Raw genomic sequence first — 17,276 nt, forward strand, 5'->3', positions numbered from 1 at the left:
TCCTTTCTCAATGTCCGCCACCACCACCGCCGGACGCGGCAGCAACCTCGGTCTCTCCGCCAGCCGCGCCCGCCCCGCCGCCATAAATGGCGGGGGCGAGACCGGCTTCTGCGAGCCAGAAGTCGCGTTTGGCATCGATGGCGAGCAGGTTCGAATTGACCTTTTCCCGGCTGTCGGCCAGCAGCTCGAAAGTGTTGGTGAGCATGCCGTTATAGGTGAGCAGCGACTCCTCCTCGATCTTCGTGCGCAGGGGCACCACGCTGTTGCGGTAATGCCGGGCGATGTCGTAGTTCGAGCGATAGGCCTGATAGGCCGAGCGGGCTTCCGAGCGGACATTGACCGCCTTTTCCGCCAGGAGGTTTGCCGCGCGCATGTAAGCGAGTTCGGATTCCCGCATGCGCGCCTGACCGGAATCGAAGATCGGGATGACGAATTCCAGTTCCGCGCGGCCGGTCGTCTGTTTCTCGATGCCGTCCTCATCCCTTTCGCGCTCGGTCTCGAAACCGGAGCGGAGGCCGAGATCGGTGACGTATCGGGTGGCTTCGGTGAGCTTGAAGGACCGTGCGGTCGCCTCCAGATCGAGCTTGGCCATCTGCAGATCGACGCGGCGTTGCAGGGCTTCGGCCTCGATCATATCTCGTTTGGCCAGCGCCTTGGGAAGCGGCGGCAGGCGATTGGGGATGCTGTATTCTATATCCGCTCCCCACAGTCCCATCAGCCGCGTCAGTTCCTCCTTGGCAAGGCGGGCCTCCAGCCGTGCCTTGGCGATCTGGCCGGTCAGCTCGGCATAAAAGACCTGCTCGCGCGCCTGGCCTTCCTTGTTGAGTGAGCCCGACTCGCCAAGCTTTCTGGCGAGTTCCGAGGCGGCATCCGCTGCGGTCTGCGCCTGTGCCAGCTGGCCGACATTCTCGACGGCGGCAACAGCATTGATCCATGCGCGGCGGGTATCCGCCGCCAGCTGCAGCGTGTTCAGCGCAGCACCAAGCTGCGCCTTGCGGAAACCGGTATCGGCAATTTCGGCGTTCTTTTTGAGGGTGGCGAGCGCCAGAATATTGGTGGCGATGACACCTTCTATCGCCTTGTAGGCCCTGAGACCCGGCGTGCCGATCCCCGTCAGCCCGATGCCGACCGTGGGGTTGACCAGCATGGTCGATTGCCATGCGGTTGCGGCGGATTCACCAAGATCGGCATAGGCCGCCTGCAGGCCCTTGTTGTTCAGAAGCGCCACCTGCACCGCCGTCTCGACATCAAGGGTCTTGCTGGCCGCCATCAGCGACTTGACGCGGGCCTGTGTTGCCTGTGCTTCGGCCCGGTTCTGCACCCAGACTGTCTGCTTTCCGGTCGCCTCGGACGTCTTCGCCGAGACATTGCTGAAACCGGCGTCGCGGGAGGCATATTGCGCGGCCGTGATACAGCCGCTGAGAAAAACCGGCAGTGATAGGACCGCTGCAAGTTTCGCCCCGAGTTTGAATGCCCGGCGTGTCATGATGCGTCTCCTTTCGGAGCCTGCGCATTGTTCTGGTCACGCCAGGGTTTCGGATCGACCGGCATGCGGGCGGTGTAGCCCGAGACCGGGGTCTGGTAACGAATGGGTGCGGCGCCAAGCGCCGGGTTTGCCGCATCGTCATAGGCGGCGGCGTTATTCATCATGGATGTGGCTGTGCAGCCGCCCAGAAGCAGGGGCGCCGCAACCACAATATGGATTGGGTTCATGGGTGTTTTCCGAACAGGAGATACAACGGCGCAGCGGCGCTAAAGCCGCTCACGCACGGTCATTGCCCAAAGGTGGGCTCTGCCTGTTCAGATATTAGGCGGACGGTGCAGCAGCGGGCTCTGGCCCGGCGCCTTGCTGTCATCGGGGAAGGTACGGATGCTGCTGACCACGGGCGTGCCAATGGTGTCGTGGCCGATCAGAACCGCCATGCCGAGACAGAAATCGCCGCAACATTGCGGCTTCGCGGGCTTTTTGGCGCCGCTGTCATTGTCGGCCATATCGTGGTTGTCATGATTGTCGGACGTCATGGCCGAACCGCCATGATCCATCATCTTGCCGTGATCCATCATGACGGATTGATCGTGCCGCATTCCCCCGGTTTCGGGACCATGCATTGCGGCATTGACGGTGGAAACGCTGTAGCCCGCCAGTGATAGGATCATCACCAGTCTGAACAGAAGGGCCAGCAATTTCGATGCTCGCAACGTTTCACGCATGTGCTTTAGAAAAGCCGGAGTCCCGTGATTTGTCAATGGATATACTTCATAACCATTGATGAAAACCTTGTTATGAGGCTGAATATCGCTTCCGCCTCATACCAATCCCCTCATACAAACCCAATCAAGGCGTCATCGAGAATGAGAAGCTTGCGTGCCTGCGTGCGGGCATATTCCTCGTAAAAACCCTGCGAGATCCAGAGCGCGGAGCGGCCGCGTCGTCCGCTCCAGCCGATGCCGCCGATCAGCTCGGCTGCCGCGAGCTTGCGGCCGATATGGATACGCGACACAGAAAGTGAGGTCGCCAATTGTGTGACCGTCTGTACGTCGGTCAGGCGTCTGCCCTGTTCAGGCCGCCGTTCCCAGTCGATCCCGGCGATCAGGCGGTCCATCAGCAGCCCGCCCGCATCGAACCAGTTGAAGATGATGGAAAGCGGACCGGGGCAGCGCATCTCTGGATGGGACAGGAACGCCTGCGACACGCGGGGATGGATGCGTGGAAGCATGACGTCTGACCGCTTGATGAACCGTGAGGCCCTGAACCCCTCGTCGAGCAGGTCCAGCGCCTGAAAATGAACGTCGTACCATTGGGTGAGCATCGCCATGGCCGGCTGCGAAGGTATCGCTGCGTTGACCCGCCCTTCATCGGATTGGTCTGCCGGTATCGTCAGCCCGCGTTTCAGTGCCTCCCTGAAGAAGGCATAAGCGACATCATGGCTGGCAAGGCCGTATCGAAGCGCCATATGGGCGAAATCTTTCCGCGTCAGCGCGGCTTCGCCGCCTGCGGTCTCGCAGGCGTCGCATTTTTCAAAATAGAGCGCCAGAAGTGCGTGGCATAAAAGTCGGCTCTGTCGTGTCGCAAAAAGCGCAGTCATGTCGGGCGCGCCCCCGTAGAGGGTAATGAAACCTCCCGCCAGAAGGCGCAGCGCGGCCGCGAAGGCGTGGTTTTGGAGCAGCGCCTCTATTTCGCAGGGCGATGGCCGGCGGGCATCGGCGGTAGCGGCCGGCAGGCCGGAAATCGCAAAGTCGAAAAAATTGGTCATGGGCTAGGCTCCTCGGGAATATTCCTCCGGCCTAACAGAAGCTGAAATGGCGCGTCTTCTCATTGCGCGCAGAGGCGAAATTTTAAGCTGGCGGCATATCCGCAGCGCGGGCTTCGCCCGGCGTCATGCCATAGGTACTGGCGAACACCCGGTAGAAGGTCGCCAGGCTGTCGAAGCCGCAGCCATAGGCGATCTGTGTGACGGGCAAAGCGGGCAATGCCAGCAGCAATCGCCTCGCTTCCTCAATCCGCATGGCGGAGAGCGTACGGGAAAACGACAGTTCCGCGCCTTCGAAGACGACGTGCAATTGCCGCAGCGAAATGCCGAGTTCCTTCGCCACCGCAGCCGGTGTCAGGTGCTGCCAGGATTTTTTCCGCATCATGATCTCCTGGGCCGCATAACAGAGCCCGGTCCTCAGCGCGGCGCGTACCTCCGGCATGGCAGGTGAAAGCCGGCCCCGCACCGCCATGGCGAGCCGTGCGATATGCGCCACGTCGCGGGCGGGGTCGATGAGCCTGCCACGGTCTGCATTGAGTGCGTCGAAAAGTGCCCGGAAAGGCCGGGAAATGGCAGTATTTTCCGCATATCGCGTCGCAAACAGGTCGTCGGCCGGCTGGCCGAGCATGACCTCGTAGTCCACGGGAATCTTCAGCATCTTGTAGTGAAAATCCGCCTCGTCGCCCGGTATCGCGTCATAGGGCAGGTCGGAATAGTTGATGGTGATATCGCCGCCGCGGACGTTGTGAAGCCGGTCCCGGCCGGCATCCAGCAACCCGGACCCCTTCACCTGAAGGCCGATGCAGAGGCTGTCGCCGGCAATGCGGGCAATATCGGCTTCCGTGCGGTTCACCCGGTAAGAGGAGGCGCGCATCTCGCTCACCACCGCGCCAGCAACGGTGCGTGCCTGAAACGAACCCTTGAAGGCGTGGCGGCGGTCCCGCGCAAGCTCGATCGTCACGCCGAACAGGCTTTTGCCACGCACCTCGCGCCATTGGTCGAAGCGGTGCTCGGGCAGAAAATCATCGGTTGCGAAACGAATGATGGTGTTCGTGACTGGACCCTCCCCGATGATCCCGGCGGTCTATTGTTCCGTTGCGCGAAATCGAAGATGGATGAGCGGATAGGGTCGTCCCTGTCCGTCGAAGTCGGAGCGTCCCGTCGGCTCGAAGCCCAGCCGGCGATAAAAGCCCAGCGCTTCGCCGTTCTGTTCGTTGACATCGGTGGTCAGCGCGGGGTGCAGCGTAAGCGCGCTTTGCACGAGAGCCTTGCCGATGCCTTTGCCGTGATGGGCCGGATCGATGAAAAGCGCCTCCATATGCCCTTCATGGACAAACATGAAGCCGAGCGCGTGGTCTTCAACATTGACGGCGAGCGTCAGCGGTGCCTGCGGCAGGAAAGCTTTGACCTCCTCACCGATCGCGGCGCGATCCGCCGGAAGAAGGAAGTCATGGGTGGCGTCCACGGCCCTGCTCCATATGTCGAGGATGCGGGTCGCGTCGCGGCTGGTGGAGGCACGAAGTGTAATCATGTTCCACCCTTAGCAATTGCGGCCTTTTCGCACCATGGGCGGGTCCGATCTTTTCCATGAGCATATGCGTATTCAATCAATTTCTGCGCCAAAACCCGGCCTGTCCGCTTCCACCCGGTGCCATCCGTCACCGGTGCCGGAAAACCGCCTTGAAAAAAAGTGCTTGCAAAATGCCGCTGGAAAAAAATAGATAAAAAGGACTTCTATCTATTTATTTTGGGAAAGAGGCTAACTCATGGACCATGTCGCGGTGCAAATCGAAGAAAACCCGGTCTCGATTCCGGTGATTGAAGCCAATTCTTCGTTCGAAGAAGCGAAAATTATCTATAATTTGCCATTTAACGATCTGCTGTTCCGTGCGCAGCAGGTGCATCGCTGTCATTTCGATGCGAATGCGATCCAGATGAGCCGGCTCTTGTCCATCAAGACCGGTGGCTGCCCCGAAGACTGCAGCTATTGCAGCCAGTCCGCCCGCAATCCGACCGGTCTGAAGGCTTCCAAGCTCATGGAGGTGGAGCGGGTGCTGGCCGAGGCGCGAAAGGCGAAGGAAGGCGGGGCGACGCGTTATTGCATGGGTGCGGCCTGGCGTAATCCCAAGGAACGCGACATGGAGGCGGTGGTCGCCATGGTGGAAGGCGTGAAGGCGCTCGGCATGGAGACCTGCATGACACTCGGCATGCTGACGCCGGAACAATCCGAACAGCTGGCCGATGCTGGGCTCGATTATTACAATCACAACGTCGATACGTCGGAGCGGTTTTATTCCGAGATCATCACCACCCGCACCTTCGAGGACCGGCTGGAAACGCTCGCCAATGTCCGCGACGCCGGCATCAAGGTCTGCGCCGGTGGCATTCTCGGCATGGGAGAGACGGTCGAAGACCGGATTTCGATGCTGGTAACGCTCGCCAACCTGCCGGCTCCGCCGGAAAGCGTACCGATCAACATGCTGATCCCGATCCCCGGTTCGAAGCTTGCCAATGCCGATCCCATCGATCCGATCGATTTTGTGCGTACCATTGCGCTCGCGCGTATCCTGATGCCGCGTTCGCATGTGCGGCTTTCGGCCGGGCGCACGGAGATGAGCGATGAAACGCAGGCGCTCTGTTTCCTGGCTGGCGCGAACTCCATCTTCATCGGCGAAACGCTGCTGACGGCGGATAATCCGGGGGAGGACCACGATACTGCGCTCTTCCGGCGGCTGGGCCTGAAGCCGATGGAGTTGCAGCCCGTGGAGGCGGGAGGGTGCCGGTGAAGGTCTCGGCGCTCTCTGCCTATGAGACGAAACTTGCGGGCCTCAGCCGCAAATCGCGTCTGCGCGCGCTTGCGCCGCGGGAGGGGATCGATTTCACCTCCAACGACTATCTCGGGCTTGCCGAAACGCCCCGCCTGAAGGCGGCAATCACCCACGCCATCGAAAGAGGTGTGCCGGTGGGTGCCGGCGGCTCACGGCTGCTGCGCGGCAACCACCCCGAACATGAGGCGCTGGAAGCGGAAGCGGCGGCGTTTTTCGGGGCCGAAAAAGCGATCTATTTCGGCAGCGGTTTTGCCGCCAATGTCGCGCTTTTTTCCACCCTGCCGTTGCGGGACGATCTCGTCCTTTATGATGCCCTGATCCATGCCAGCGTGCATGATGGCATCGCGGCGGGCAAGGCCAGGGCGGCGGCCGTGCCGCATAATCAGGTCGAGGCATTCGAGCGGGAGATAATCCGCTGGCGGCAGGCGGGCGGTAGCGGGCGGCCATGGATTGCGGTCGAGAGCCTTTATTCCATGGATGGCGATTGCGCGCCGCTCGCGGCCCTCGCCGATCTTGCCGAACGGCATGGCGGTTTTCTGGTTGTCGATGAGGCGCATGCCACCGGCGTCTTCGGCCCCGGCGGCCGTGGCCTCGCCGCAGAACTGGAAGGCCGGCACCATGTGCTGGCGCTTCACACCTGTGGCAAGGCGCTCGGCCTCTCCGGTGCACTTTTGAGCCTGCCTGCGGTTCTTGCCGATTACCTCGTCAACCGCGCCCGTGGTTTTATCTATTCGACCGCGCCTTCACCGCTGATGGCGGCGGCGGTACGGGAAGCCCTGCGCATCATTGCCGATGAACCCTGGCGGCGCCTACGGCTGGCGGAACTGGTAAATTTTGCCGGCGAAGAACTGCGCTCGCGGCTCGGCGTGACGCCCGGCGGTTCGCAGATCCTGCCGGTGATGATCGGCGACAATGCCCGCGCGCTCAAAATCGCGGCGCGTCTGCGAGACGGCGGTTTCGATGTGCGGGCGATCCGACCGCCGACGGTGCCGGAGGGAACGGCGCGCTTGCGCATCGCCATCACGCTCAATGTGGATGAAAGCCAGATTGCCGCCATGGTGGGGCTGCTCGCCCTTTCGCTGCAGGAGGACGCGGCATGAGCCTGCGTTTCGTCATTTCCGGTACGGATACCGGCATCGGCAAGACGGTTTTTGCCGCAGCGCTGACCCATGCCCTACAGGCGCATTACTGGAAACCGGTGCAATCCGGACTGGAGGAAGAGACCGACAGCGAGACGGTGGAGCGGCTGGGCGGTGTGCCGCGTTCGCGCATCGTGCCGGAGGCCTATCGTTTGAAAACGCCCGCCTCACCGCATCTTTCAGCCCGCCTCGACACTATCACGATCGATCCCGCGCTTTTACAGCCGCCGCAAATCGATGGAGCGTTGGTGATCGAGGGGGCAGGCGGGATTCTGGTGCCACTGACGGACACGGTGCTCTTCGCCGATATTTTCGCCCGCTGGCAAATTCCGCTCATCCTGTGCGCCAGAACCGCGCTCGGCACCATCAACCACACGCTGCTGTCGCTTGAGGCGCTGCGGCACAGGGCCATTCCGGTGCAGGGCGTGGTTTTCATCGGCGATGAAAATCGGGAAAACGAGCGCGTCATAATCGATATCGGCGCGGTGCGCCCGCTCGGCCGTTTGCCGCGCCTGCCGGAAATCAGCACCGAAGTGCTGCATCAGGCCTTCGCGCAACACTTCAATCTCGCTGATTTTCTGGAGGTGCCGGCATGAGCCGTTTCCCCGTCTGGCATCCCTTCACCCAGCATGGGCTGGAACCGCCGATGAAACGTGTGGTCTCGGCGGAAGGGGCTTTTCTGGTCGATGAGGATGGCAATCGCCTGTTCGATGCCATTTCATCCTGGTGGGTTATCACTCATGGGCACCGGCATCCGGCGATCATGGCGGCCATCCGCGCCGCCACCGAGACCCTGGACCAGGTCATCTTCGCCGAATTTTCCCATGAACCCGCCGAGACGCTGGCAAAGGGGCTGATCGAACTCGCCCCCGCCGGACTAAGCCATGTGTTTTATTCCGATAGCGGCTCGACGGCGGTGGAAGTGGCGCTGAAAATGGCGCTTGGTTATTTCCACAATTGCGGTGAAAAGCGCGATCGCATCGTGGTGATGGAGCATGGCTATCACGGCGATACGATCGGCACCATGTCGACCGGCGAGCGCGGCGTGTTCAATGCCGCCTATGAGCCGCTGCTCTTCGGCGTCGACCGACTGGCCTTTCCGCAGGCGGGCAGCGAACAGCGCACATTGGACATGTTCGAGGCCTTTTGCCGTTCCGGCCGTGTCGCCGCCCTGCTGATCGAACCGCTGGTGCTTGGGGCCGGCGGAATGAAGATTTACGGCGCGGATGTGCTGGCCGGGTTGAAGCAGATCGCTGAACGCCACGGCTGCCTCGTCATCGCCGATGAGGTGATGACCGGCTGGGGCAGGACGGGAACCCTGTTCGCATGCGAACAGGCGGGAGTTCCACCGGATATTCTCTGCACCTCCAAGGGGCTGACCGGCGGCTCCCTGCCGCTGGCGGCAACGCTGTGCAGCGCAAAGATTTTCGATGCGCATTTTTCGACCGACCGCCGCAAGACCTTTTTCCATTCGAGTTCCTATACGGCCAATCCGATCGCCTGCGCTGCCGCCGTCGCCAATCTTCAGGTCTGGCGGGATGAACCGGTTCTCCAGCGCGTCGGGCAGGTGCAACAGGCGCTGCGCGACAATCTCGAGCGATTTGCGGATGATGGCCGTTTCACCGGCATCCGGCAGGCAGGCACCATTGCCGCGCTCGATCTCGTGGTGCCGGCCGGCGGTTATCTTGCCGAGGCAGGGCCCCGCATGCGGCAATTGTTCCGCGAGCGTGGCTTCCTCATCCGCCCGCTCGGCAACGTGCTTTACCTGATGCCGCCCTATTGCTCGACAGGCGAAGATCTTACCCGCGCCTTTGACGTTATCGATGAGGTTGCAGGGATCGTCACCGACGTTGCATCGGCGAAATCATGCACCGTCGGGAGATAGAGGGCAGCCATGTTGAGACTATTGCGAAAGTTCTGACGATGCGGACACGTTCTTCCCGCATGGCCGGTTTTGGCCATGCGGTTCCGTCACGATGTGTCGACAATGCCGAGATCGAGGCCAGCCTCGGGCTGGAAGCCGGCTGGATCGAGCGGCGAACCGGCATTCGCACGCGTTATTGGGCGGAAGAGGGCGACACGCTGAGCGGCCTTGCCGCAAAAGCCGGCCGCATGGCGCTGGAAGATGCAAAAATCAACGCCGATGACATCGCATTGACGCTGCTTGCGACCTCCACGCCGGACCATCTTCTGCCGCCTTCCGCACCGCTGCTGGCACACAGGCTCGGTTTGGCGCGATCCGGCGCGATCGATCTTGCCGGGGCCTGTTCCGGCTTTCTCTATGCGCTCACCCTCGCGGATGGTTTTGTCCGCACCCATGGCCGTGCCGTGCTCATCGTCGCCGCCAATATTCTGAGCCGCCGCATCAACCCCGTGGAAAGGGCAAGTGCGGTCCTCTTCGCCGATGCGGCCGGCGCCGTCGTGCTCAGCCCCTGTCGGGAGGCGCCGCGTGGCCTGTTATCGGCCGATCTCGTGGCGGATGGCAGCGGTTACGATCTCATCCAGATTGCCGCAGGCGGCAGCAGCCAGCCCTTTTCCGCTGATATGCCTGCCGAAAATGCCCTGATGACGATGCGCGACGGCCGCGAGGTCTTCTCCCGCGCCGTGGCGCTGATGACGCAGACTTCGCAACGGGTTCTGCAGGAAGCGGAAATGACAGCGGCCGATATCGCCCGTTTCGTGCCGCATCAGGCCAACGCCCGCATGTTCGACGCGGTTTGCGGCAATCTCGGCATCGACCGGCAAAAGATGGTGCGAACGGTGGAGACCTTCGGCAATTCTTCTGCCGCAACCATTCCGCTTTCGCTGTCGGTCGCCCACGCCGAAAGACCCTTCGTGGAGGGCGAAAACCTGCTGTTGACCGCTGCCGGCGCAGGCATGACGGGTGGGGCGGCCGTTTATCGGGTTTGAGTGTCTGGCATGCTGGCAAGTGGTCGATGCGCAGGTGACAGAGCCACGGGTTCCGGGCGCAGCTACACGAAAACTCGCATTAGACCGTGCGACAGTGCCCCGAAGTCAAAATTCGGCAAACCTGGTAACGTACTAAATTGTCTGGAGGTGTTTGGTGGAGCTAAGCGGGATCGAACCGCTGACCTCTTGCATGCCATGCAAGCGCTCTCCCAGCTGAGCTATAGCCCCATAAGGGTTCCGGCATTTCTTCCGGTTCCGGGAACCGAAGCGGTTGTTGTTCCGTTCGGTGGCGGCTTACTACTGCGGCTTTCCGACGAGTGCAAGCATAAAAAACGGCCCGGCGTCATTTTTTTGTCGTCGGGCCGAATTATTAAGTAAAATCAAGCTTCTTCGTCGTCGCCCGGTACGCCGATGATGCCGGACATGTCGTCGTCATCATCTTCGTCGTCGGTTTCGAGGAAGGTGTCGTCGTCGTCGTCGATTTCAACGTCGTCGTCGTCGCCCAGATCCGGGATGTCGTCGCCGCTGTTGTCGCCATCGGCATCTTCCAGCGACACGAGTTCGACTTCCGTGTTTTCGGTATCGACTTCCGCCACTTCCTCTTCTTCAGCCTGCTCCATCTTGGCCTGAGCCGTGCTTTCCTCGAAGAAGGAGAGCGGCCAGGACTTGCCGGTGTAGGGAGAAACGACCGGATCGCGGTTCAGATCGTAGAACTTCTTGCCGGTATCGGGGTCTGTGCGCTTGGTACCAAGTTCCGCTTTTGCCACTGTCTAAGCCTCAAATTGTCGAATGAGTTTCGGTGTGTACGCCGTAAAACCGGCATAGACGGTAAAATTTATAGCCGGTCCCCTTAATCGTTGCGCTCTTTCGTGTCAAAGACAAACTTTGGGTGCCGCCTCCCCTGGCGCAAGCCCTATTTGTGAATGCTGATATAAAAGGGGAGGCTTTGCACACTCTATTATATAAATGACGGATGCACAGGCGGATAGTTTCATGACCTTCACGATCGCCATAGACGGGCCGGCTGCGGCGGGCAAGGGAACCCTTTCGCGCAGGATTGCGGAGACCTATGGTTTTCATCATCTCGATACCGGCCTGACCTACAGGGCGACCGCCAAGGCGCTTCTGGATGCCGGCCTGCCGCTCGATGACGAGACGGTGGCTGAGAAGATGGCGCTGGAAGTCGATCTTGCGGGGCTCGATCGTTCCGTTCTTTCCCGGCACGACATTGGCGAGGCGGCGTCGAAGATTGCGGTGATGACGCCGGTCAGGCGTGCGCTTGTGAAGGCGCAGCAGCGTTTTGCCGCAAGGGAGCCGGGCACGGTGCTGGATGGCCGCGATATCGGCACGGTGGTCTGCCCGCAGGCGCCGGTGAAGCTCTACGTCACGGCCTCTGCCGACGTGCGGGCGCGGCGCCGCTATGATGAAATTCTGGCCAATGGCGGCAATGGTGATTATGATGCCATTTTCGCCGAAGTGAAAAAACGCGACGAGCGCGACATGGGCCGCGCCGACAGCCCGCTGAAGCCAGCCGAAGACGCGCACTTGCTAGATACGTCGGAAATGAGTATAGAGGCGGCGTTTCAGGCCGCGCGCACGATCATCGACGCCGCCCTGAAGAAACAGGTTTCTCGCGGAACCGCTTGAATTCGGTCCGCGTTTAGTCCGGAATTGCCTGAAGACATGTCCTTGCGCCGGAAAGCCTTTTGAAAAGGCGGGCATGGGTTCGGGTATCAACAACACTAGCCCACCGGCGCTTTGTATTCGCCCCTGCGCGGATGCATTCAGGAGATTTCATGTCAGTATCTACCCCCACGCGCGACGATTTCGCAGCGCTTCTCGAAGAATCCTTTGCCGCTAACGATCTTGCCGAAGGCTATGTTGCCAAGGGTATCGTAACGGCAATCGAGAAGGACGTCGCCATCGTTGACGTCGGCCTCAAGGTCGAAGGTCGCGTTCCGCTCAAGGAATTCGGCGCGAAGTCCAAGGACGGCACGCTGAAGGTCGGCGACGAAGTCGAAGTTTACGTCGAGCGCATCGAAAACGCTCTCGGCGAAGCCGTTCTGTCGCGCGAGAAGGCTCGCCGCGAAGAAAGCTGGGTCAAGCTCGAAGCCAAGTTCGAAGCTGGCGAGCGCGTCGAAGGCGTCATCTTCAACCAGGTCAAGGGTGGCTTCACCGTCGATCTGGACGGCGCTGTTGCGTTCCTGCCGCGTTCGCAGGTCGACATCCGTCCGATCCGCGACGTTACCCCGCTGATGCACAACCCGCAGCCCTTCGAAATCCTCAAGATGGACAAGCGCCGTGGCAACATCGTTGTTTCGCGCCGCACGGTTCTTGAAGAGTCGCGTGCCGAGCAGCGTTCTGAAATCGTTCAGAACCTCGAAGAAGGCCAGGTTGTTGACGGCGTCGTCAAGAACATCACCGATTACGGTGCGTTCGTTGACCTCGGCGGCATCGACGGCCTGCTGCACGTCACCGACATGGCATGGCGCCGCGTCAACCATCCTTCGGAAATCCTCAACATTGGCCAGCAGGTCAAGGTTCAGATCATCCGCATCAACCAGGAAACCCACCGTATCTCGCTCGGCATGAAGCAGCTCGAGTCCGATCCGTGGGATGGCATCTCCGCCAAGTACCCGGTTGGCAAGAAGATCTCCGGTACGGTCACGAACATCACCGACTACGGTGCATTCGTTGAGCTGGAGCCGGGCATCGAAGGCCTGATCCACATTTCCGAAATGTCCTGGACCAAGAAGAACGTACATCCCGGCAAGATCCTGTCCACGAGCCAGGAAGTCGACGTTGTTGTTCTCGAAGTCGATCCGTCCAAGCGCCGTATCTCGCTCGGCCTCAAGCAGACGCTGGAAAACCCGTGGCAGGCATTTGCTTACAGCCATCCGGCCGGCACTGAAGTTGAGGGCGAAGTCAAGAACAAGACCGAATTCGGTCTGTTCATCGGCCTCGAAGGCGATGTCGACGGCATGGTTCACCTGTCGGATCTCGACTGGAACCGTCCGGGCGAGCAGGTCATCGAAGAGTACAACAAGGGTGACGTCGTCAAGGCTGTCGTTCTCGACGTTGACGTTGAGAAGGAACGCATCTCGCTCGGCATCAAGCAGCTCGGCAAGGACGCTGTCGGCGAAGCCGCTTCTTCCGGCGACCTGCGCAAGAACGCAGTTGTTTCCGCTGAAGTCATCGGCGTCAACGATGGCGGCATCGAAGTGAAGCTCGTCAACCACGAAGACCTCACCTCGTTCATCCGTCGCGCTGACCTTTCCCGTGACCGCGACGAGCAGCGCCCCGAGCGCTTCTCGGTTGGCCAGGTTGTCGACGCCCGCGTCGTCAACTTCTCGAAGAAGGACCGCAAGGTCATGCTTTCGATCAAGGCTCTGGAAATCGCTGAAGAGAAGGAAGCCGTCGCACAGTTCGGCTCGTCCGACTCGGGCGCTTCGCTCGGCGACATCCTCGGCGCGGCTCTGAAGAACCGCGGCGAATAATCGCTCCGATCTTTCGACATGAAGAACCCGCCGGAATTTTCCGGCGGGTTTTTTGTTGGCTCGACTGGCCTTGCTGACTTGAGCGCCAAGGGGCTGGATTTTCTCGACGCCATCCTTGGGTTTGTCCCAGGATTTAAACACGTCTACAAAATCAAGATGTTATAGGTCCTAGGAATGAGCCGAGGATGACGTCGGCGTAATTAACGCGGCTCGCCTTCTCATCTGACGACGCGGAATTCAGAGCATGCCGCTCATCTTGAGATAATAATTTTCCGCGCTGTCGTCGGAAGCCGCTGCGGGCGTGCCTTCCTGCCCGTCGCCCTCATCATTGGCGGCGATGCGTTCTTCCGTATCGTCCTGACCGTCGGAACCCTCAGCCTCCGCCTCGCCTTCCGCTTCCTCCTCGGAAAAAGGTCCGCCGCCGCGCGGCGGCGTTTCCGATTCATGGTCCTCATCCGCCGGCGGATAGGCGACGAGCGGCAACGGTGTGCCGTCTTTTGCCAGAGCCGCAGCGATCAAGGATTGCGAGGCCGATTGCTCCAGCATCGCCATTCTTGTCTCCGGGGCCAGTGCGCCGCGGGGCAACGGCTGGGCATCGGGGCGAGGGGCCGCCGTCTCCGCTTCCTCACCCGAGGGGCGGGCAGCAGCGGTTGCAAGGGCCGATTTTTCGGTGGGCTGATCATCGGGCGTTTGCTGCGCAACATCCTGCGGCGCGGGTGGGAGCTGCTGAGTGCCGGTCGCCTTGGCCGGAAGTTTGCCGGCCGTAGCGGCAAGCAGCAGGGTGTTCATGGTTTCGGCGTCGTCTGCAAGCGTGCCGGATGGCGGGGTAAGGCCCGTGCGGACGTCTTTCTGCTCCGTCTTCACCATGTCCCGATGCGGAAGGGCAGGGCGTATCTCGCCGGTTTCGGCGCGAGGCGGATTTGCCGTGCGGGTTTCTGCCGATGCCTCCTTTGCCACGCTGCCGGTTTGTGGCGGAAGCGGACGTGCGGTGTTTTCGGTCTTTCCATCCGGTTTTGCGGCATTGGTCGGCACATCATGTGTATCGGCAGTCGGAGTGGAAAGTGTGGACCGGGGATCGAGCTGCGCTGTTAGCGCCGCCACCGTGGCTTTCACCGCTGCACCGCCAAGGGCGAGTGGGCTGGTGAGCAGAGGCAGGAGCCGGCTGACGGTCGCGGAATTCGCCACCTGCGCCGTCGCGGCCGGAGACGGACGACCTTCCGCATTCTGGCTCGGGGCGTTCTGTTGTTTCGGCGGTTGCACGGGAGCGGGATTGGCGGAATTGTTCTGCTGATAGGAGGAAACCACCGCCTTTGCCGCAAGATCCGTTCCCCGGTAACGGGAAAGCTCGATCAGCAAAGCCAGACGGGCGGCATCCGGCCCGGTCGGCTGTTTCAGGATTTCGGCGAGCATCGAAAGGCTCAGGCCCTGCAGGGCTTTGCCAACCTGCTGTTCCAGTGCCAGCCGCTGTGATGCCGGCAGGGTGCGCAGGGCCTGCGTCAGCCGTGACACATAGGCCTCTATGGCTTCACCGTCACGACGGGGCAGGTTCATCAGCTTTCCGAGCGCTTCCGCAAGAACCGCGGTGCTACGGGAAAGCTGGAATTCGCTGGTGAGGGAGGCGATTGTCGCGCGGGCGAAAAGGCTGCTGCCATTTTCAGGAAGAGGATTGTTCGTTTGCGGCGGCACGGCCTCTTTGACCTGCGTGCGCGGTGTCAGCGGGACCGTGGTTCCATAGGCGGCATCGCTTGCCGCAATTTTCGGTACAGGCGGTAACATGCTGCGCTCCGTTCCTATCGGTGACCGCCGCTGGCTGCGAAAGGACCAATCCCCATTGGCTCTCTGATCCGCATCTGGCTCGAATGTTGAAAAATCGCCGCGCCGGTGATGTACAGGTGTCATCTCGCCCGCTCATGCGGGAGCGCCGTATGCGCCTCTGGTCCGAATGCCAGCTCTTTTCTGCGCATACAGAATCATCGAACTCAATCTTGGCTTGCAGATATTAATATTTGGCTAACCAACGCATTGCGGCCGGCCGATGCCGATCAGGGAGAAACGCCGAGAAACATGCGGTAAAGGCCGTTATCGTCGGAGTTGACCGAGGAAATATGGTCGGGATCGCTGGTTGTCGCCTCAAAAGCCTCTGGCGGCATGGCATCGAGCCAGCTTGCCTTGGGAAGGCTTCGCTCCGGCTGCATCTCCACCGGCTCGAAGAGATTGTCCTCCTCGCCGGGCGCGATGAAGACGGCATCATCCGGAACGAGCGGCGGGGCGGCCATGGATAGCAGCGCCTGCGCAGCATTGGGTTCGGTGTCGTGGCCGGCGCTGCCGGAGAGGCCGGAAATATCTGTCATGTCTGAACTCACATCATGTTTCGCTCAAGGGACGATCATAAGCGGCAATCATGCCGCCTTTTTCTTCAGCAGTTCATAAAGGCCATTGTCGTCGATCGAGATCGGCAGAATGGCGGCGCGGTCGCCTTCGACAATTGCATGCGCATCGAGCAGCTTTTCGGCGTCATCCTTCGCATCGGCCGGATTGGTGGCCGCGTCTGTCTGGGCGGGTTCATTGTCGTTTTCAGCCGGGGCGGCTTCCTGTGCCGGCGCGGAGGCGAGCACGGAAATCAGGGCGATTTCCGATGAAATATCGACCGGGCCCTGTCCCTCGGCATCGTCCGTTTTTTCCCCGGTGGAGGCATCGATGTGCTCCTTCACGACGTCCTGAAGTTCCTGCACGTCTTCAAGCTTGCCCTGCACATCGAGGGCCTTGATATCTTTTTCGCGCTCGGCCTTCACTTCGGCATCGTTGATTTCGCCGATGCGTTCTTCACCACGTTCGGCCTGCAACTCTTCCTTGGTTTTCGGGTCCGCGACATCTTCGAGGCGCTGGATGATCTTCAGGGTTTCCCGCGTCATGAAGCGGGTACCCTGCGCCTGATCGTTCAGGGCATCCTTCACGGCGCGCGCCTCATCTCCATAGGGGTTGGCGATGGCGGCGATCATCTGCCGGGCGGAGATGCCGAGTTGTTTGAGGCCGGTGGATTCTTCGAGTTCGCTGACATTTTTCGGCAAGGTCGCGCGCATCGCCATGATGGCTTTTGACATCTGCTCGCCAAAATCCTCTTCCTTGCCCGTCAGGCCGGCACCCTTTGCGATACGGGCGGCGAGGGCGGCCATGGGATCGGTCTTGGCGGTGACGCCATTGTTCAGCACGTCCGTGACCTGCGTTTCCGAAACGCCGAAGGAGGTCAGGGAAATCGTGGTGGCTTTTCCCTGCCCATCGGTCTTTTCGAAATTGTCGGTGAGGGTCAGCGCATCCTGAAGCCGCCGGGCGAAGGAGAAACTCGACTCGTCTGCTTCCTGCGTGACGCCGAGGGCGGAGGAAAAGCGCGAGACGAGGGAGGCGAAAGCATCGGCGTCCGGCTTCATGATGCCGAACAGGTAGGAACTTATCTTTTCATTAGCGACGCGATGGCTTTCGTCCGGCTGCGGCTGGGTCTTGACCGCATCGTCCTTTTTGGTGCCGCTTGCTTTTTCCTGCTCTTCGCGCTGGCGTTCCTCGATGGCTTCCACCATCGACCGCATCAGGTCGCTGACTGCAATGCCCGCCGTCTGCTGTAGCGGAGTAATCATCTGGAAAGTCCCCGGCCGCCCA

Annotated in this window: 17 protein-coding genes and 1 tRNA gene; 7 read left to right on the forward strand and 11 right to left on the reverse strand. The window is 60.9% G+C overall.

Annotation, left to right across the window (positions count from 1 at the left end; genetic code table 11):
• Positions 1-7 precede the first annotated feature (7 nt).
• From QD336_RS21305 to QD336_RS21330, 6 genes are all read right to left on the reverse strand, one after another.
• Positions 8-1,486 (reverse strand): TolC family protein, encoded by a 1,479-nt coding sequence (locus QD336_RS21305; protein ID WP_499172096.1) that lies wholly within the window; start codon positions 1,484-1,486, stop codon positions 8-10.
• Complete coding sequence (locus QD336_RS21310) at positions 1,483-1,713, reverse strand: hypothetical protein (protein ID WP_499172097.1); 231 nt, start codon at positions 1,711-1,713, stop codon at positions 1,483-1,485. Before QD336_RS21310 ends, QD336_RS21305 begins: the two co-directional genes overlap by 4 nt.
• 87 nt (positions 1,714-1,800) lie before the next feature.
• Positions 1,801-2,211, reverse strand: coding sequence for a hypothetical protein (locus QD336_RS21315; protein WP_499172098.1), 411 nt, complete (start codon positions 2,209-2,211; stop codon positions 1,801-1,803).
• A 110-nt stretch (positions 2,212-2,321) separates the two neighbouring features.
• Positions 2,322-3,254, reverse strand: coding sequence for a hypothetical protein (locus tag QD336_RS21320; protein WP_499172099.1), 933 nt, complete (start codon positions 3,252-3,254; stop codon positions 2,322-2,324).
• 82 nt (positions 3,255-3,336) lie between these two features.
• Complete coding sequence (locus tag QD336_RS21325; protein WP_499172100.1) at positions 3,337-4,236, reverse strand: helix-turn-helix domain-containing protein; 900 nt, start codon at positions 4,234-4,236, stop codon at positions 3,337-3,339.
• Positions 4,237-4,335: 99 nt separating this feature from the next.
• Positions 4,336-4,782, reverse strand: a complete 447-nt coding sequence (locus QD336_RS21330) for an acetyltransferase (protein ID WP_499172101.1) — start codon at positions 4,780-4,782, stop codon at positions 4,336-4,338.
• Between the two features lie 235 nt (positions 4,783-5,017).
• Between QD336_RS21330 and bioB the strand changes: the two genes are divergently transcribed.
• From bioB to bioZ, 5 genes are read left to right on the forward strand one after another with little or no spacing between them, the layout of a single operon-like run.
• The gene (gene bioB, locus QD336_RS21335) at positions 5,018-6,037 is read left to right on the forward strand and encodes a biotin synthase BioB (protein ID WP_499172102.1); all 1,020 of its coding nucleotides are present in this window, start codon (positions 5,018-5,020) and stop codon (positions 6,035-6,037) included.
• Entirely contained in the window at positions 6,034-7,179 is a 1,146-nt protein-coding gene (locus QD336_RS21340; RefSeq protein ID WP_499172152.1) for an 8-amino-7-oxononanoate synthase, read from the forward strand. Before bioB ends, QD336_RS21340 begins: the two co-directional genes overlap by 4 nt.
• Complete coding sequence (bioD, locus tag QD336_RS21345; RefSeq protein WP_499172103.1) at positions 7,176-7,814, forward strand: dethiobiotin synthase; 639 nt, start codon at positions 7,176-7,178, stop codon at positions 7,812-7,814. The genes QD336_RS21340 and bioD overlap by 4 nt, the downstream gene beginning before the upstream one ends.
• Positions 7,811-9,103 carry an adenosylmethionine--8-amino-7-oxononanoate transaminase gene (locus tag QD336_RS21350; RefSeq protein ID WP_499172104.1) on the forward strand — a complete coding sequence of 431 codons (1,293 nt, stop codon included), beginning with the start codon at positions 7,811-7,813 and terminating at the stop codon, positions 9,101-9,103. The genes bioD and QD336_RS21350 overlap by 4 nt, the downstream gene beginning before the upstream one ends.
• A 38-nt stretch (positions 9,104-9,141) precedes the next feature.
• Positions 9,142-10,128: a 3-oxopimeloyl-[acyl-carrier-protein] synthase BioZ gene (gene bioZ, locus QD336_RS21355; protein ID WP_499172106.1), complete on the forward strand. Its 987-nt coding sequence runs from the start codon at positions 9,142-9,144 to the stop codon at positions 10,126-10,128.
• A 152-nt stretch (positions 10,129-10,280) separates the two neighbouring features.
• Here bioZ and QD336_RS21360 read toward each other — a convergent pair.
• Both QD336_RS21360 and QD336_RS21365 read right to left on the reverse strand, forming a co-directional pair.
• A tRNA-Ala gene (locus tag QD336_RS21360) sits at positions 10,281-10,356 on the reverse strand.
• A 152-nt stretch (positions 10,357-10,508) separates the two neighbouring features.
• Positions 10,509-10,895: a TIGR02300 family protein gene (locus QD336_RS21365; RefSeq protein WP_063947181.1), complete on the reverse strand. Its 387-nt coding sequence runs from the start codon at positions 10,893-10,895 to the stop codon at positions 10,509-10,511.
• A 199-nt stretch (positions 10,896-11,094) separates the two neighbouring features.
• Between QD336_RS21365 and cmk the strand changes: the two genes are divergently transcribed.
• Together cmk and rpsA are read left to right on the forward strand one after the other, a co-directional pair.
• Positions 11,095-11,775, forward strand: a complete 681-nt coding sequence (gene cmk / locus QD336_RS21370; RefSeq protein ID WP_499172107.1) for a (d)CMP kinase — start codon at positions 11,095-11,097, stop codon at positions 11,773-11,775.
• Positions 11,776-11,924: 149 nt separating this feature from the next.
• Entirely contained in the window at positions 11,925-13,625 is a 1,701-nt protein-coding gene (rpsA, locus tag QD336_RS21375) for a 30S ribosomal protein S1 (protein WP_269347375.1), read from the forward strand.
• A gap of 237 nt (positions 13,626-13,862) precedes the next feature.
• Here the strand turns inward: rpsA and QD336_RS21380 are convergent, their stop codons facing one another.
• The 3 genes from QD336_RS21380 to QD336_RS21390 all read right to left on the reverse strand — a co-directional run bounded on the left by QD336_RS21380 (position 13,863) and on the right by QD336_RS21390 (position 17,254).
• Positions 13,863-15,401, reverse strand: a complete 1,539-nt coding sequence (locus QD336_RS21380) for a hypothetical protein (protein WP_499172108.1) — start codon at positions 15,399-15,401, stop codon at positions 13,863-13,865.
• Positions 15,402-15,667: 266 nt separating this feature from the next.
• Positions 15,668-15,976 (reverse strand): hypothetical protein, encoded by a 309-nt coding sequence (locus tag QD336_RS21385; RefSeq protein WP_499172109.1) that lies wholly within the window; start codon positions 15,974-15,976, stop codon positions 15,668-15,670.
• Positions 15,977-16,024: 48 nt separating this feature from the next.
• Positions 16,025-17,254: a hypothetical protein gene (locus QD336_RS21390; protein ID WP_499172110.1), complete on the reverse strand. Its 1,230-nt coding sequence runs from the start codon at positions 17,252-17,254 to the stop codon at positions 16,025-16,027.
• Positions 17,255-17,276 lie beyond the last annotated feature (22 nt).

Source organism: Rhizobium sp. BR 250 (assembly GCF_047445855.1).
GTDB lineage: Bacteria > Pseudomonadota > Alphaproteobacteria > Rhizobiales > Rhizobiaceae > Agrobacterium > Agrobacterium tumefaciens_I.

Bases quoted from the DNA above. Each gene is read 5' to 3' on its own strand.
- QD336_RS21305 (WP_499172096.1), bottom strand. From the start codon at position 1,486: ATGACACGCCGGGCATTCAAACTCGGGGCGAAACTTGCAGCGGTCCTA.
- QD336_RS21310 (WP_499172097.1), bottom strand. From the start codon at position 1,713: ATGAACCCAATCCATATTGTGGTTGCGGCGCCCCTGCTTCTGGGCGGC.
- QD336_RS21315 (WP_499172098.1), bottom strand. From the start codon at position 2,211: ATGCGTGAAACGTTGCGAGCATCGAAATTGCTGGCCCTTCTGTTCAGA.
- QD336_RS21320 (WP_499172099.1), bottom strand. From the start codon at position 3,254: ATGACCAATTTTTTCGACTTTGCGATTTCCGGCCTGCCGGCCGCTACC.
- QD336_RS21330 (WP_499172101.1), bottom strand. From the start codon at position 4,782: ATGATTACACTTCGTGCCTCCACCAGCCGCGACGCGACCCGCATCCTC.
- bioB (WP_499172102.1), top strand. From the start codon at position 5,018: ATGGACCATGTCGCGGTGCAAATCGAAGAAAACCCGGTCTCGATTCCG.
- bioD (WP_499172103.1), top strand. From the start codon at position 7,176: ATGAGCCTGCGTTTCGTCATTTCCGGTACGGATACCGGCATCGGCAAG.
- QD336_RS21350 (WP_499172104.1), top strand. From the start codon at position 7,811: ATGAGCCGTTTCCCCGTCTGGCATCCCTTCACCCAGCATGGGCTGGAA.
- bioZ (WP_499172106.1), top strand. From the start codon at position 9,142: ATGCGGACACGTTCTTCCCGCATGGCCGGTTTTGGCCATGCGGTTCCG.
- cmk (WP_499172107.1), top strand. From the start codon at position 11,095: ATGACGGATGCACAGGCGGATAGTTTCATGACCTTCACGATCGCCATA.
- rpsA (WP_269347375.1), top strand. From the start codon at position 11,925: ATGTCAGTATCTACCCCCACGCGCGACGATTTCGCAGCGCTTCTCGAA.
- QD336_RS21380 (WP_499172108.1), bottom strand. From the start codon at position 15,401: ATGTTACCGCCTGTACCGAAAATTGCGGCAAGCGATGCCGCCTATGGA.
- QD336_RS21385 (WP_499172109.1), bottom strand. From the start codon at position 15,976: ATGACAGATATTTCCGGCCTCTCCGGCAGCGCCGGCCACGACACCGAA.
- QD336_RS21390 (WP_499172110.1), bottom strand. From the start codon at position 17,254: ATGATTACTCCGCTACAGCAGACGGCGGGCATTGCAGTCAGCGACCTG.